The sequence below is a fragment of the Pseudomonas sp. P8_241 genome (assembly GCF_034008315.1).
Taxonomy (GTDB): domain Bacteria; phylum Pseudomonadota; class Gammaproteobacteria; order Pseudomonadales; family Pseudomonadaceae; genus Aquipseudomonas.
Genome location: NZ_CP125377.1, coordinates 187,324 through 201,889, shown reverse-complemented (window position 1 = coordinate 201,889; position 14,566 = coordinate 187,324). Strand labels below are relative to the sequence as shown.

Genomic DNA, 14,566 nt, shown 5'->3' with positions numbered 1-14,566 from the left:
ATAACCCCGACGCCAGGCTATCCACAGATCATGCCAATCGACTCAATACCAACGCTCTTCGCCCGGCGGACGTTTCTTGAAGCGCTTCATGCTCCACATGTACTGGCTCGGATACGCCCCGACATAACGCTCGACCACTTTACTCATGGCCGCGCAGGATTCCTTCGTATCGGTGCTGTACATGGCCTCGGGCGCGGCTTCCAGGATCACTTTGTAGCCAGAACCGTCCGGCAGGCGCAATGCATGCAGGAACACACCGACCGCTTTGCCGCCGGCAAGCATGTTGGGCACAAATTTGCTGGTCAGCGCCTGGGTCGCGAAGAACGGTACAAAGATCCCGGCGGATTCGGACGGTTCCGGGTCAGCGGGAATCCCCACTGCACCACCTTTGCGCACTTCCTTGATGACGCTGAGGATGCCTTCCTTGGTGGAAGCAGCGACCTTGTTGCCCAGCTGTACCCGCTGCTTTTGCAGCAATTCATCCACCGCCTTCAACTTCGGTGGACGATAGAAAATGATCGGTTTGCACTGGCTGCAATAGAAGTGGTTCAGCACTTCCCAATTGCCCAGGTGGCTGGTGATGCCGACCACACCTTTGCCGGAGGCGAGGGCGTCCTTCAATATGTCGAGGCCTTCGACCTCGCGCACCAGGTCGATGGAGCGCTGGGCCGGCCAGATCCAGGCGCATGCACTTTCGGTCAGTGACTTGCCGATATCTTTGAGGCTCTGACCGACGAGGCGCTCACGCTCTGCCGGGTCCATGTCCGGAAAACACTTGGACAGGTTGATCCGCACCACGTCACGGGAACGGTTCGGGATTTTCCACATCATCCAGCCAATCGCCGAGCCGACGGCCTGCACCGCTCGCCACGGAAGCAGGGCAAAGAGCCGCAGAGCGCCTACCAGCAAGGCGCCTTTAAACTTATCCACAGGTCACTCCTGATCTTGTGCTGTGTACGAGGCGGCCATTCTAACCGCCGTTCGCCAACAGCGCGTAGCGGTCACAATCGCGCGTGTGGTCCATGACCATGCCTGAGGCCTGCATCAGCGCGTAGCAGATGGTCGGCCCGACGAACGTGAAACCGGCTTTTTTCAGGCCCTTGCTCATCTCCACGGCGGATGGCGTAACGGCCGGAACTTCGCTGCGATCCTTGAAATGATTGATCACCGGCACACCACCGACGAACGACCAGAGAAACGCTACAGGGTCCTCCAGCGCCAGCCAGGCTTGGGCATTGCGCCGGGCCGCATTGAGTTTGAGGCGGTTGCGGATGATGCCCCGATCGAGCATCAGTTCGTCGATTTCCGCGTCGCTCATCTGCGCCACGCGCTGGACATCAAAACCGAACATGACCTGGCGATAATGCTCGCGTTTACGCAGCACAGTGATCCAGGAAAGGCCGGCCTGGAACCCTTCGAGCAAAAGCAACTCGAACAAACCCTGCGCATCGCGTAGCGGCGTGCCCCACTCCTGATCGTGATAAGCCATGTACAGCGGATCTTCGGAACACCAAAAGCAGCGTGGCATAAGGCTCCAGGGGGCGTGCGCAGCAACGAATCGGGTATACTCCCGCTCTTTAAATCGCAGCCCAAGAAACAGGTGAATTTCGTGAGCCAGCCTACGCCAGCCGTGCGTACCTTCCAAGACTTGATCCTCGCCCTCCAGCAATACTGGGCCGAGCAAGGTTGCGTGGTACTTCAGCCCTACGATATGGAAGTAGGCGCCGGCACTTTCCACACAGCAACATTTCTGCGCGCCATTGGCCCGGAAACCTGGAACGCCGCCTATGTGCAGCCTAGCCGTCGCCCGACCGACGGGCGCTACGGCGAAAACCCGAACCGTCTTCAACACTACTACCAGTTCCAGGTCGTTCTGAAGCCGAACCCGGACAACTTCCAGGAACTGTATCTGGGCTCGCTCAAGCACGTCGGCCTGGACCCGCTGGTCCACGACATCCGCTTCGTCGAAGACAACTGGGAATCGCCGACCCTCGGCGCCTGGGGTCTGGGCTGGGAAGTCTGGCTCAACGGCATGGAAGTAACCCAGTTCACCTACTTCCAGCAAGCGGGCGGCATCGAGTGCTACCCGGTGACCGGCGAGATCACCTACGGTCTTGAGCGTCTGGCCATGTACCTGCAAGGCGTGGACTCGGTCTACGACCTGGTCTGGGCTGACGGCCCAATGGGCAAAGTGACCTACGGCGATGTGTTCCACCAGAACGAAGTGGAGCAGTCGACCTACAACTTCGAACACGCCAACGTCGAGAAGCTGTTCGAACTGTTCGATTTCTACGAAAGCGAAGCCAAGCGCCTGATCGAACTCGACCAGCCGCTGCCGTTGCCGAGCTACGAAATGGTGTTGAAGGCTTCCCATACCTTCAACCTGCTGGATGCACGCCGGGCGATTTCCGTGACCGCGCGTCAGCAATACATACTGCGTGTACGCACCCTGGCGCGTTCCGTTGCGCAAGCCTACCTGCTGGCTCGCGCCAAGCTGGGCTTCCCGATGGCGACCCCGGACCTGCGTGACGAAGTACTGGCCAAGCTGGAGGCTGCACAATGAGTGCTCTGGATTTTCTGGTTGAACTGGGCACTGAAGAACTGCCACCCAAAGCCTTGAACACCTTGGCCGAGGCGTTCCTCGCCGGTATCGACAAGGGCCTGCAAGCTGCCGGCCTGAACTACGAGACCAAAACCGTTTATGCCGCGCCGCGCCGTCTGGCCGTGCTGATCACCGCACTGGCCACCCAGCAGCCGGATCGCAGCATCAACCTCGATGGCCCGCCACGTCAGGCCGCGTTCGATGCTGAAGGCAACCCGACCCAAGCGGCACTGGGCTTTGCCAAGAAGTGCGGCGTCGACCTGAGCGAAATCGATCAGAGCGGCCCGAAACTGCGCTACAGCCAAAGCATCGCCGGCAAGCCGACCGCGAGCCTGCTGCCGACCATCGTCGAAGATTCGCTGAACGACTTGCCGATCCCGAAACGCATGCGTTGGGGTGCGCGCAAAGAAGAATTCGTGCGTCCGACCCAATGGCTGGTGATGCTGCTCGGCGACCAGGTCATCGACTGCACCATCCTGGCCCAGAAGGCTGGCCGTGATTCCCGTGGTCACCGCTTCCATCATCCACAAAACGTGCGCATCGGTTCGCCGTCCAGCTACCTGGCCGACCTGCGTGCCGCCTACGTGCTGGCCGACGCCAACGAGCGTCGCGAGATCATCAGCAAGCGCACCGAAGAGCTGGCCACCCGTCAGGAAGGCACGGCAATCGTTCCGCCAGCCCTGCTCGACGAAGTGACCGCACTGGTTGAATGGCCGGTGCCGCTGGTGTGCTCGTTCGAGGAACGTTTCCTCGACGTGCCACAAGAAGCACTGATCACCACCATGCAGGACAACCAGAAGTATTTCTGCCTGCTGGATGCCGAAGGCAAGTTGCTGCCACGTTTCATTACCGTGGCCAACATCGAGAGCAAAGACCCGCAGCAGATCATCGCCGGTAACGAGAAAGTGGTTCGCCCACGCCTGACCGACGCCGAGTTCTTCTTCAAGCAAGACAAGAAGCAGAAACTCGAAGACTTCAACCTGCGCCTGCAGAACGTGGTGTTCCAGGAAAAACTCGGTAGCGTCTATGACAAGGCCGAGCGCGTTTCCAGGCTCGCTGCGTTCATCGCTCAGCGCATTGGTGGCAACGCTGCATGGGCTGCCCGCGCAGGCCTGCTGTCCAAGTGCGACCTGTCGACCGAGATGGTCGGCGAGTTCCCGGAGATGCAAGGTGTCGCCGGTTACTACTACGCCCTCAACGATGGCGAGCCGGAAGATGTCGCGCTGGCGCTGAACGAGCAGTACATGCCCCGCGGTGCCGGCGCTGAACTGCCTGCCACGCTGACAGGTGCGGCCGTGGCCATTGCCGACAAGCTCGACACCCTGGTCGGCATCTTCGGCATCGGCATGCTGCCAACCGGCAGCAAAGACCCGTACGCACTGCGCCGTGCTGCGTTGGGCGTACTGCGTATCCTGATCGAGAAGCAACTGGACCTGGATCTGAACGACGCCGTGGCTTTCGCCGTGAACGCGTTCGGTACCAAGGTCAAGGCTGCCGGCCTTAACGACTCGGTACTGGAGTTCATCTTCGACCGTCTGCGTGCCCGTTACGAAGACGAAGGCGTGGATGTCGCGACCTACCTGTCGGTTCGCGCCCTGAAGCCGGGTTCGGCCCTGGACTTCGACCAGCGCGTACAAGCGGTGCAGGCCTTCCGCAAATTGCCGGAAGCCGCTGCATTGGCCGCCGTGAACAAGCGTGTATCGAACTTGCTGAGCAAGGTTGAAGGCTCCGTCCCGACCGTCGTGGAAGCCAAGTACTTCGATAACGCCAACGAGTTCTCCCTGTATTCGGCGATCCAGCAGGCCGACCAGGCGGTTCAGCCGATGGCTGCGGCACGCCAGTACAGCGAATCGCTGGCACGCCTGGCCGCCTTGCGCGAGCCGGTGGATGCTTTCTTCGAAGCAGTGATGGTCAACGCCGAAGACGCCAACGTCCGCGCCAACCGTTATGCGTTGCTGGCGCGTCTGCGTGGGCTGTTCCTTGGCGTCGCCGACATTTCGCTGCTGGGTTGAGGGATTGCTGTTGAAACTGCTGATTCTCGATCGGGACGGAGTGATCAATTACGACTCCGACGCTTACATCAAGTCGGTAGAGGAGTGGATTCCACTCCCCGGTTCGATCGAAGCCATCGCGCAGTTGAGCAAGGCCGGCTGGACGGTAGCGGTCGCTACCAACCAGTCGGGCATTGCTCGAGGCTATTACGACCTTGCCACCCTCGATGCCATGCACGAGCGCTTGCGCGCTCTGGTGGCAGAGCAGGGTGGTGAAGTCGGGCTGATCGTCTATTGCCCCCACGGGCCGGATGAAGGCTGCGATTGCCGCAAGCCGAAACCCGGGATGCTGAAAACCATCGCCGGGCATTACAACGTGTCGCTGACCAATCTTTGGTTCGTCGGCGACAGCCTTGGTGACCTGGAAGCCGCCAAAGCCGTCGATTCACAGCCAGTTTTGGTAAAGACCGGAAAAGGCGTAAAGACTCAGGGCTTGACCCTACCGGTTGGCACATTGATTTTTGACGATCTGGCGGCGATTGCCGCAGAACTTATCCACAATTAGAGTGCTTCTGAAATGCCTGATAAAGGATTGATCAGGAGTGCGCTTTATACAGGCGGGCAATTCCCGCAACGGTAACCGTCACCATGTCGATATTGCAGGCGATCAGAACCTTCCTCTTTTACCTGCTGCTGGGCACCAGCTCTTTGCTGTGGTGCAGCCTGAGTTTCTTTATTGCGCCTTTTCTGCCTTTCAAGGCGCGTTATCGCTTCATCAACGTGTATTGGTGCCGGTGCGCACTGTGGCTGAGCAAAGTCTTTCTGGGCATCCGCTACGAAATCAAAGGCGCCGAGAATGTCCCTGAACAGCCCTGCGTAATTCAGTCGAACCACCAGAGCACGTGGGAAACGTTTTTTCTTTCCGCCTACTTCTCACCGTTAAGCCAAGTGCTCAAGCGTGAATTGCTCTACGTGCCCTTCTTTGGATGGGCCATGGCGATGCTACGGCCGATCGCCATCGACCGCGACAACCCGAAAGCCGCACTCAAACATGTGGCGAAGAAGGGCGATGAACTGCTCAAAGACAACGTCTGGGTACTGATTTTCCCTGAAGGCACACGCGTTCCTTTCGGCACTATCGGTAAATTCTCCCGGGGTGGCACCGCATTGGCGGTCAATGCCAATCTTCCCGTACTGCCGATAGCACACAATGCCGGAAAATTCTGGCCGAAAACCGGTTGGGCCAAGAAGCCGGGGGTGATCACCGTAATCATCGGCGTTCCGATGTACGCCGAAGGTAGCGGCCCGCGAGCGATTGCCGAATTGAACGACCGTGTTCAAGCCTGGAACGAGCAAATGCAGCGGGAAATGGGATCGCTTCCGCCGGTCTCACAAGCGCCGTCCCCTAACGACTCGTTGGCTGTCTGAGATTTGTGGATAACCTGTGCACCGTTTCTTTGAAAATGGTTACTTATTAGTTTTAACTGCATGTTTTCATTACATATTTTATAAAACTAAAAAAACGATGAATCCGTGCATAAGTTTTTTTCGGACGCAAAAAAAACCGGCTGATATAGCCGGTTTTTTTATGCCCGAACGACGGTAACAATTCGGTCTTACACAGGGCTCGTAAATCAACGCTGCCACGAAACTATTCAAGGCCCATTGGCGAAAAAATGCAGTGTCTAGTCCTGAAATAGGTTTACACCTGTTTCAGTCTCAAAACGCCCGATGCACCGCATCGGGCGTTTTGTATTTCAAGGCCAGATGTGGCCGCTCCGCGTTGTAGATCAGCACCGATTCATCAACCATTCTCACCGCGTCGGCCAGGTTCTTGGGGCGATGCAGCAAAAACTCCGTCTTCAAAATCCCGTTTATTCGCTCCGCCATCGCGTTCTGATAGCAGTCATAGCCATCGGTCATCGAACAAATGACCCCGTGCTTGGTGTGAAAACGCTGATAAAGGTCGGAGCAATACTGCGCCCCACGGTCTGAGTGATGAACCAGCGGCTGCTTGGTTTTCCTTCCTCCTACAGCCTTCTTCAGCGCTTTGAGCACCGACTCTGTATGCAAGCTCTCATGCACATGATGTCCCACTATTTTGCGCGAGTAGGCGTCGGTGATCAGGCTCAGATAAGCAACGCTCTCCTGGGTAGGCAGATAGGTTATATCCGCAACCCAAACTTGCTCAGGAGCACAGGCAATGATTTGCTGCGGGCCTGCCTTGAGTAGGTTTGGATGGCGGCGAAATCGATGATGGCTGTGGGTGGTCTTGTGGTATGCCCGCTTGCGAGGGACCAATTCTCGCGCTTCTCGCAGGATGCTGAACAGGCGATCGCGCCCCACCCGCAGACTCGTTTCTGCTTCGGCATGCAGCATATAATGCAGCTTGCGTGTTCCCAGCCTTGGCTGGCGCCGCCGCTTTTCCAAGACGAAATCCACGACCTTTTGATCGTCGCCAGCCTTCGCATCAAACGCTCGGTTGCGCTTGTAATAAGCCTGACGTGAAATGCCCATGAACAGGCAAGCCCTGCTGATACTCAGGTCTTTGACTTGCCCTTGCGCGAGGACTTGCCGGGTCGCTTTTTTACGATGGATACACCGTAGTCGTTCTTCAAGACGTTTACGACAGCCTCGAAAAACTGAGCCTTTTGATTGCTCAGTTCAAGCTGTTCTTCAAGCTCTTTGATCCGCTGCTCGGGTGACAGCGGTACCGTGGACTCGGCCATGGAACTCTTCCTCAGCACTCGAATAGACGCGCCTTGGCTCCAATCCTGCCGACCATGCTTGCGTAACCACACCAACACCGTTGACCGACCCTGGATGCCATAGCGCCGTTGAGCCTCTTTATAACTCAACTCGCCCTTTTCGACCTGATCGACCACCGACAATTTAAAAGCCAGCGTGTAATCGCGCTGACTGCGCCTTTTCCCCGAATCCATTGCTCCCTCCTGAAAATAGGTCAGAAGGTGTAACCTTATTCAGGACGGGACACAGGCATAAAAAAAGGCCAACGCAAATGCATTGGCCTTTTCGTTGGTGCCGACCCGGATCAGAAGTCCAGGTTGGAAACCGCCAGGGCGTTGCTTTCGATGAAGTCACGGCGAGGTTCGACCGCATCACCCATCAGAGTGTTGAAGATCTGGTCCGCGCCAATGGCGTCTTCGATGGTCACTTTGAGCATCCGGCGCTGTGCTGGGTCCATGGTGGTTTCCCACAGCTGATCCGGGTTCATCTCGCCCAGACCTTTGTATCGCTGGATGGTGTGACGCTTGGTGCTTTCAGCCATCAGCCATTCAAGGGCTTCCTTGAACTCGGTGACCGGCTTCTTGCGCTCGCCACGCTGGATGTACGCGCCATCGTCGAGCAGGGTGCTCAGCTGAGCACCCAGGGAAACGACCGTTTTATAGTCGTTGCTGCCAAAGAAGTCGCGGTTGAAGGTGACGTAGTTCGACAGGCCGTGGGAGATCAGTTCGACCTCAGGCAGCCAGACGTTACGTTCACGGTCTTCACGAAGGCTGGCTTTGTACACCAGACCGGACTTCTCGACAGTGCGCAAGCGAACTTCGTATTGAGCCAGCCAATCCTGCATCGCTGCATGATCAGACAGCTGATCCATGCTCACCGCTGGCAGGTAGATGAAGTGCTCGGTCAACTCCTGAGGGTACAGGCGCGAGAGTCGCTTGAGGGTCTTCATCACCAGACGGAAGTCATTCACCAGGCGCTCAAGCGCTTCACCGGAGATGCCAGGGGCTTCTTCGTTCAGGTGCAGGCTTGCATCTTCCAGAGCCGACTGCGTCATGTACTCTTCCATGGCGTCGTCGTCTTTGATGTATTGCTCTTGCTTGCCTTTCTTCACTTTGTACAACGGCGGCTGAGCGATGTAGATGTAGCCACGCTCAATCAGCTCCGGCAACTGACGGAAGAAGAAGGTCAGCAGCAGGGTACGGATGTGCGAACCGTCGACGTCAGCATCGGTCATGATGATGATGTTGTGATAGCGCAACTTGTCGATGTTGTACTCGTCACGGCCGATGCCACAACCCAGCGCGGTGATCAAAGTGCCCACTTCCTGCGAAGAGATCATCTTGTCGAAGCGCGCCTTCTCGACGTTGAGAATCTTGCCCTTGAGCGGCAGGATGGCCTGGGTGCGACGGTTACGTCCCTGCTTGGCGGAACCGCCAGCAGAGTCACCTTCCACGAGGTACAGTTCGGACAGGGCAGGGTCTTTTTCCTGGCAGTCAGCCAGTTTGCCCGGCAGGCCAGCGATATCCAGTGCGCCTTTACGACGTGTCATCTCACGGGCTTTGCGCGCGGCTTCACGCGCACGAGCCGCATCGATCATCTTGCCAACGACCAGTTTGGCTTCGTTCGGGTTTTCCAGCAGGAAGTCGGAGAAGTACTTACCCATTTCCTGTTCAACCGCGGTCTTCACTTCGGAAGACACAAGCTTGTCTTTGGTCTGGGAGCTGAACTTCGGATCCGGTACTTTCACCGAAATGATCGCCGTCAAGCCTTCGCGGGCATCGTCACCGGTGGTCGCGACTTTGTGTTTCTTCGCCAGACCTTCGGCTTCGATGTAGGTGTTCAGGTTACGCGTCAGAGCGGAACGGAAACCCACCAGGTGAGTACCGCCATCGCGCTGCGGAATGTTGTTGGTGAAGCACAACAGGTTCTCGTTGAAGCTGTCGTTCCACTGCAAGGCGATTTCCACGCCGATGCCGTCTTCACGCTGAATGTTGAAGTGGAACACCTGGTTGACCGCTGTCTTGTTGGTGTTCAGGTATTCAACAAACGCACGGAGGCCGCCTTCATACTTGAACAGCTCTTCCTTGCCGCTGCGTTCATCCTTCAGGACGATGCCGACACCGGAGTTAAGGAAGGACAATTCACGAATCCGCTTGGCCAGGATGTCCCAGCTGAAGTGGATGTTCTTGAAGGTTTCAGCCGAAGGCTTGAAGTGAATCTGAGTGCCTGTGGTTTCGCTCTCGCCAACGATTTTCATCGGCTCTTGCGGAACACCGTGGACGTATGTTTGTTCCCAGATCTTGCCGCTACGGCGAACAGTCAGGATCAGTTCTTTGGACAGTGCGTTCACTACCGACACACCTACACCGTGCAGGCCGCCGGAGACTTTATAGGAGTTGTCGTCGAACTTACCGCCGGCGTGCAGCACAGTCATGATGACCTCGGCTGCCGAAACGCCTTCTTCTTTATGAACGTCTACCGGGATGCCACGGCCGTTGTCACGAACGGTGATGGACTCATCCGGGTGGATGATGATGCTGATGTCGTCGCAATGGCCGGCGAGCGCTTCGTCGATCGAGTTATCGACCACCTCGAACACCATGTGGTGCAGACCGCTGCCATCATCGGTGTCGCCAATATACATACCGGGACGTTTGCGTACGGCATCCAGGCCTTTCAGCACTTTAATGCTCGTTGAGTCGTACGTATTTTCTTCGCTCAATGCCTTCACTCCCGATGGTCGTGGGTCTGGGTGATACGGCCCTGTTCCACGTGGAACAGGGCGACTGGCGTTTCCGTCTGCCAGCCTTCCCTCAATAATTCGTGATCTACACAGGTGATAAATACCTGGCAGCGTAAGTCTTCCAGCAAGCGGCAAAGGGCGCGACGGTGGTGCTCGTCCAATTCGGACGGCAAGTCATCCACCAGATAAATACACTGCCCGCGACGGGCTTGGCTAACCAAGTGCCCTTGAGCAATCCGCAATGCACAGACCACCAACTTCTGCTGGCCTCGAGACAAGATGTCCGCGGCATTGTGTGCGCCTAATCTAAGGCGCAAATCAGCACGTTGTGGACCGGCTTGGGTATGACCCATTTGCTGATCCCGTTGCAGGGAACCGGCGAGCACAGCGCTCAGCTCTCGGTCCTTGTCCCAACCCCGGTAATAGCTGAGCGTTAGGCCCTCAAGCTCAACCAACTCGCTCAGGGTTTGTTCAAAGACTGGTTTCAAGGCTTTGATATAAGCGCGACGGTATTCATCGATTTCAGCGCTGGCCTGACACAGTTCCCTATCCCAAACCGCTTGCGAAACGGCGTCAAGTGTACCATGCCGCAGCCAAGAGTTTCTCTGGCGCAGGGCCTTCTGCAAGCGCTGCCATGTGGACATGAAGCGGGGTTCCACGTGGAACACACCCCAATCGAGAAACTGGCGGCGAATCTTCGGCGCACCTTCGAGCAAGCGGAAGCTGTCAGGGTTGATCAGTTGTAGAGGCAGGATCTCGGCCAGTTGTGCGGCGCTCCGAGCATTCTGCCCGTCGATGCGGATTTGAAACTCGCCCTGACGGTCCCGCGAGATCCCCAAGGCACTCTGTCCACCCTCGGCGAGTTCGACCTGCCCAAATACCGTGCACGCCAACTGTTCGTACTGAATGACCGGCAATAAACGAGTGCTACGAAACGAACGGGCAAGCCCCAGCAGGTGTATGGCTTCCAGGACACTGGTTTTGCCGCTGCCGTTGGCGCCGTAAAGAATATTGATTCGGGGGGAGGGGGAGATGGTCACCGGGTGCAGATTGCGCACCGCGGTGACCGAGACGCGACTTAATGACATCTAGCTTTCGCTGAACATGGTTACAGACGCATCGGCATGACGACGTAGGCCGAATCGTCATTGTCGGACTCTTGCACCAGCGCACTGCTGTTGGAGTCGGACAGGATCAGACGAACCTGCTCAGTGGTCATCACGCCCAATACGTCGAGCAGATAGCTCACGTTGAAACCGATCTCAAGGGAACCGCCGTTGTATTCAACGCCCACTTCTTCTTCGGCCTCTTCCTGTTCCGGGTTGTTCGCCTGGATTTTCAACTGACCCGCCGCCAGTTGCAGACGGATACCGCGGTACTTCTCGTTGGACAGAATCGCGGTCCGGCTGAAGGCTTCACGCAGTGCTTGTCTATCGCCGAGAACCAGCTTGTCACCGCCCTTCGGCAGAACGCGCTCATAGTCTGGGAATTTACCGTCAACCAGTTTCGAGGTGAAGGTGAATTCGCCAGTGGTGGCGCGGATATGATGCTGGCCCAGCACGATGCTGACGTTGCCATCCGGCTCGGTGAGCAGACGCGCCAGTTCGAGGATACCCTTGCGCGGCACGATGACCTGGTGACGATCCGGCTGACCGATATCCGCCTGCATCGAGCACATGGCCAGACGGTGACCGTCGGTGGCCACCGCGCGGATCACGCCAGCGGAAACTTCCAGCAGCATGCCATTGAGGTAGTAACGCACATCCTGCTGGGCCATGGCGAAGCTGGTGCGTTCGATCAGACGGCGCAGTTTGCTTTGCTCAAGACTGCACGTCAGCGAACCAGGGCCTTCTTCTACCGTTGGGAAATCATTTGCCGGCAGGGTCGACAGGGTGAAACGGCTACGGCCGGCTTTCACCACAAGCTTTTGCTCATCGACCTTGATGTCGATCAGCGCATCGTTAGGCAGGCTCTTGCAGATGTCCATCAGCTTGCGCGCAGGCACGGTGATGGAGCCAGGATCTGCGGGTTCTTCGAGTTGAACACGACCGACCAGCTCGACTTCCAGGTCGGTACCGGTCAGCGACAATTGCTGGCCTTCGACAACCAGCAGCACGTTTGAGAGCACCGGCAAGGTCTGTCGGCGTTCGACGACGCCTGCGACCAGTTGCAGGGGTTTCAACAGGGCTTCGCGTTGAATGGTGAAATGCATGGTCTAGTCCCTTGCCTTAATAAGCTGCGCTGGTCATCAAGTGGTCAGCGTGCGCAGCAGGTTCTTGTAGTCCTCGCGGATGTCCGCGTCGGATTCCTTAAGTTCGTTGATCTTGCGGCAGGCGTGCAAAACCGTCGTGTGGTCTCGTCCGCCAAACACATCGCCAATTTCCGGCAGGCTGTGGTTGGTGAGTTCCTTGGACAACGCCATGGCGACCTGACGCGGACGGGCGACCGAACGCGAACGGCGCTTGGACAGCAAGTCGGAGATCTTGATCTTGTAGTACTCGGCGACGGTGCGCTGAATGTTATCCACAGAGACCAGTTTATCTTGTAGGGCCAAGAGGTCCTTCAGAGATTCGCGGATCAACTCGATGGTGATGTCGCGACCCATGAAGTGCGAGTGGGCGATCACCCGTTTCAGCGCGCCTTCCAGTTCACGTACGTTGGAACGAATGCGCTGGGCAATGAAGAACGCGGCGTCGTGAGGCAGTTCGACTTTGGCCTGGTCGGCCTTCTTCATCAGAATTGCTACGCGGGTTTCCAGCTCCGGCGGCTCGACAGCGACCGTCAGCCCCCAGCCGAAGCGGGATTTCAGGCGCTCTTCAAGGCCTTCGATTTCTTTCGGGTAGCGGTCACTGGTGAGAATGACCTGCTGACCACCTTCAAGCAGGGCGTTGAAGGTGTGGAAAAACTCTTCCTGGGAACGCTCCTTACGAGCGAAAAACTGAATGTCATCGATGAGCAAGGCATCCACCGAACGGTAGAAGCGCTTGAACTCGTTGATTGCGTTCAGTTGCAGGGCCTTGACCATGTCCGCGACGAAACGCTCGGAGTGCAGGTAAACAACCTTCGCGTTCGGGTTCTTCTTTAACAGGTGGTTACCCACAGCATGCATCAAGTGGGTTTTACCCAAGCCGACGCCGCCATAAAGGAAGAGCGGGTTGTAGCCATGCTTAGGGTTGTCTGCCACCTGCCAGGCTGCTGCCCGGGCCAGTTGGTTGGACTTGCCTTCAACGAAGTTTTCAAAGGTAAAGGTGCGGTTCAGATAGCTGGTGTGCTTGAGCGCTCCTTCCACCTGCACAGTTCGCTGTTCCGAACGGACCGGGGCCTGTTGCGAGCTGGCACCAGCCATCGGGTCAAAGCTGTCACGGGAAGGTTCTTCCTCGGTGACCTCAACGACTTTCTGAGCGGGCGCACGCTTCGTCGCAGCAGTAGGTGCAGGTGTCGGCGAATTGGCGGATACCTGGGCAGCCTGCGCCTGTGAAGCAGCAGCAGCCAGTGGAGCATTGGGCGCTGCGCGAGGTGCAGAACTGCGTTTACTGCCTATTAATAAGGAAAGCACTGGCGCCATGCCGTTGCCGTGCTCATCAAGCAGTTCAAGGACACGACCCAGGTACTTTTCGTTGACCCAGTCCAGCACGAAGCGATTCGGTGCGTAGACACGCAACTCGTCGCCTTCGGCTTCGACCTGTAGTGGACGGATCCAAGTGTTGAATTGTTGGGCAGGCAGCTCTTCGCGCAAAAGCTCCACGCACTGCTGCCAAAGTTCCACTGACACGGATATCCCCTAAGTTGAAAGCCGGTGAGGCAAAAACAAGCGGCCATTGTAGCGACCAGACGCCGACTTATCCACATGAAGGTGGCTCCTCATAAAGGAAGAGTCAGTGCTCCCTGCTCAAAAAAGACGACCAATGGTCTGTGCATAAGCCCTGTGGATAACCAGGCTTAAGATCTTTGCACAAGTGGGGGCGAAACTCGGTGGATAACCAGCCTGTGGATAACAGCCCGTTTCACACACAGGTTATCCGACAGCGCAGCACAGGCTGAACACTGTTTTCCACTGTAGTTGTCATTCTCTGTACATCATGGATAACAAGGCTTTGAATGAGTTATCCACAGCAGATGGGGTACCTAGCTTTTATAAGCTTTACAGAAAAGCTTTAAATACTTTCCTTTCTTATTTTTATATCTACGTCACGGGCAAACGCTGAAAAACCGCTGGAGATCTATTTATAGGGAAACGTTGGTTGGAAATTGACCTAGAGGCTTGCTTTCTCTAGAATCCCCGGTCTCTTAAAACGGGGGCCATTCCGGCCCGTTGTGGACGAACCAGGTAACACGACAATGAAACGTACTTTCCAACCAAGCACTATCAAACGCGCTCGTACCCACGGTTTCCGTGCTCGCATGGCTACCAAGAACGGTCGTGCCGTTCTGTCGCGTCGTCGCGCCAAAGGTCGTGCGCGTCTGGCAGTTTGATAAGCCGGC

General features: G+C 56.9%; 12 protein-coding genes. 5 read left to right on the top strand and 7 right to left on the bottom strand.

Annotated features, from left to right (window positions below):
* Window positions 1-42: 42 nt before the first annotated feature.
* Both QMK58_RS00875 and tag read right to left on the bottom strand, forming a co-directional pair.
* A complete protein-coding gene (locus tag QMK58_RS00875; RefSeq protein WP_053164079.1) occupies window positions 43-930 on the bottom strand; it encodes a lysophospholipid acyltransferase in 888 nt (295 codons plus the stop codon).
* A gap of 40 nt (window positions 931-970) precedes the next feature.
* Window positions 971-1,528, bottom strand: coding sequence for a DNA-3-methyladenine glycosylase I (gene tag, locus QMK58_RS00870; RefSeq protein ID WP_053164076.1), 558 nt, complete (start codon window positions 1,526-1,528; stop codon window positions 971-973).
* An 81-nt stretch (window positions 1,529-1,609) separates the two neighbouring features.
* Here tag and glyQ point away from each other — a divergent pair, with 81 nt between their 5' ends.
* The 4 genes from glyQ to QMK58_RS00850 all read left to right on the top strand — a co-directional run bounded on the left by glyQ (window position 1,610) and on the right by QMK58_RS00850 (window position 6,021).
* Complete coding sequence (gene glyQ, locus QMK58_RS00865; RefSeq protein WP_008155694.1) at window positions 1,610-2,563, top strand: glycine--tRNA ligase subunit alpha; 954 nt, start codon at window positions 1,610-1,612, stop codon at window positions 2,561-2,563.
* Window positions 2,560-4,614, top strand: a complete 2,055-nt coding sequence (gene glyS / locus QMK58_RS00860; protein WP_053164074.1) for a glycine--tRNA ligase subunit beta — start codon at window positions 2,560-2,562, stop codon at window positions 4,612-4,614. The genes glyQ and glyS overlap by 4 nt, the downstream gene beginning before the upstream one ends.
* Window positions 4,615-4,618: 4 nt before the next feature.
* Window positions 4,619-5,158 (top strand): D-glycero-beta-D-manno-heptose 1,7-bisphosphate 7-phosphatase, encoded by a 540-nt coding sequence (gmhB, locus tag QMK58_RS00855; RefSeq protein ID WP_172681868.1) that lies wholly within the window; start codon window positions 4,619-4,621, stop codon window positions 5,156-5,158.
* A gap of 83 nt (window positions 5,159-5,241) precedes the next feature.
* The gene (locus QMK58_RS00850) at window positions 5,242-6,021 is read left to right on the top strand and encodes a lysophospholipid acyltransferase family protein (protein ID WP_053164071.1); all 780 of its coding nucleotides are present in this window, start codon (window positions 5,242-5,244) and stop codon (window positions 6,019-6,021) included.
* A gap of 291 nt (window positions 6,022-6,312) precedes the next feature.
* Here QMK58_RS00850 and QMK58_RS00845 read toward each other — a convergent pair.
* From QMK58_RS00845 to dnaA, 5 genes are all read right to left on the bottom strand, one after another.
* A protein-coding gene (locus QMK58_RS00845; RefSeq protein ID WP_172681774.1) for an IS3 family transposase occupies window positions 6,313-7,535 on the bottom strand; the annotation gives its coding sequence in 2 pieces (ribosomal slippage) (window positions 6,313-7,184 and window positions 7,184-7,535; 1,224 coding nt in all).
* 110 nt (window positions 7,536-7,645) lie between these two features.
* Window positions 7,646-10,063, bottom strand: a complete 2,418-nt coding sequence (gene gyrB, locus QMK58_RS00840; protein ID WP_007948108.1) for a DNA topoisomerase (ATP-hydrolyzing) subunit B — start codon at window positions 10,061-10,063, stop codon at window positions 7,646-7,648.
* Between the two features lie 5 nt (window positions 10,064-10,068).
* Window positions 10,069-11,172 carry a DNA replication/repair protein RecF gene (recF, locus tag QMK58_RS00835; RefSeq protein ID WP_053164069.1) on the bottom strand — a complete coding sequence of 368 codons (1,104 nt, stop codon included), beginning with the start codon at window positions 11,170-11,172 and terminating at the stop codon, window positions 10,069-10,071.
* Between the two features lie 20 nt (window positions 11,173-11,192).
* A complete protein-coding gene (gene dnaN / locus QMK58_RS00830; protein WP_053164067.1) occupies window positions 11,193-12,296 on the bottom strand; it encodes a DNA polymerase III subunit beta in 1,104 nt (367 codons plus the stop codon).
* Window positions 12,297-12,332: 36 nt separating this feature from the next.
* Window positions 12,333-13,856, bottom strand: a complete 1,524-nt coding sequence (gene dnaA, locus QMK58_RS00825) for a chromosomal replication initiator protein DnaA (RefSeq protein WP_053164066.1) — start codon at window positions 13,854-13,856, stop codon at window positions 12,333-12,335.
* Window positions 13,857-14,422: 566 nt separating this feature from the next.
* Between dnaA and rpmH the strand changes: the two genes are divergently transcribed.
* Entirely contained in the window at window positions 14,423-14,557 is a 135-nt protein-coding gene (gene rpmH, locus QMK58_RS00820) for a 50S ribosomal protein L34 (RefSeq protein ID WP_003213577.1), read from the top strand.
* The last annotated feature ends 9 nt before the right edge of the window (window positions 14,558-14,566 follow it).

Excerpts from the sequence above, each read along its gene's own strand:
- QMK58_RS00850 (WP_053164071.1), top strand. The coding sequence starts at position 5,242 with ATGTCGATATTGCAGGCGATCAGAACCTTCCTCTTTTACCTGCTGCTG.
- rpmH (WP_003213577.1), top strand. The coding sequence starts at position 14,423 with ATGAAACGTACTTTCCAACCAAGCACTATCAAACGCGCTCGTACCCAC.
- recF (WP_053164069.1), bottom strand. The coding sequence starts at position 11,172 with ATGTCATTAAGTCGCGTCTCGGTCACCGCGGTGCGCAATCTGCACCCG.
- glyS (WP_053164074.1), top strand. The coding sequence starts at position 2,560 with ATGAGTGCTCTGGATTTTCTGGTTGAACTGGGCACTGAAGAACTGCCA.
- dnaN (WP_053164067.1), bottom strand. The coding sequence starts at position 12,296 with ATGCATTTCACCATTCAACGCGAAGCCCTGTTGAAACCCCTGCAACTG.
- tag (WP_053164076.1), bottom strand. The coding sequence starts at position 1,528 with ATGCCACGCTGCTTTTGGTGTTCCGAAGATCCGCTGTACATGGCTTAT.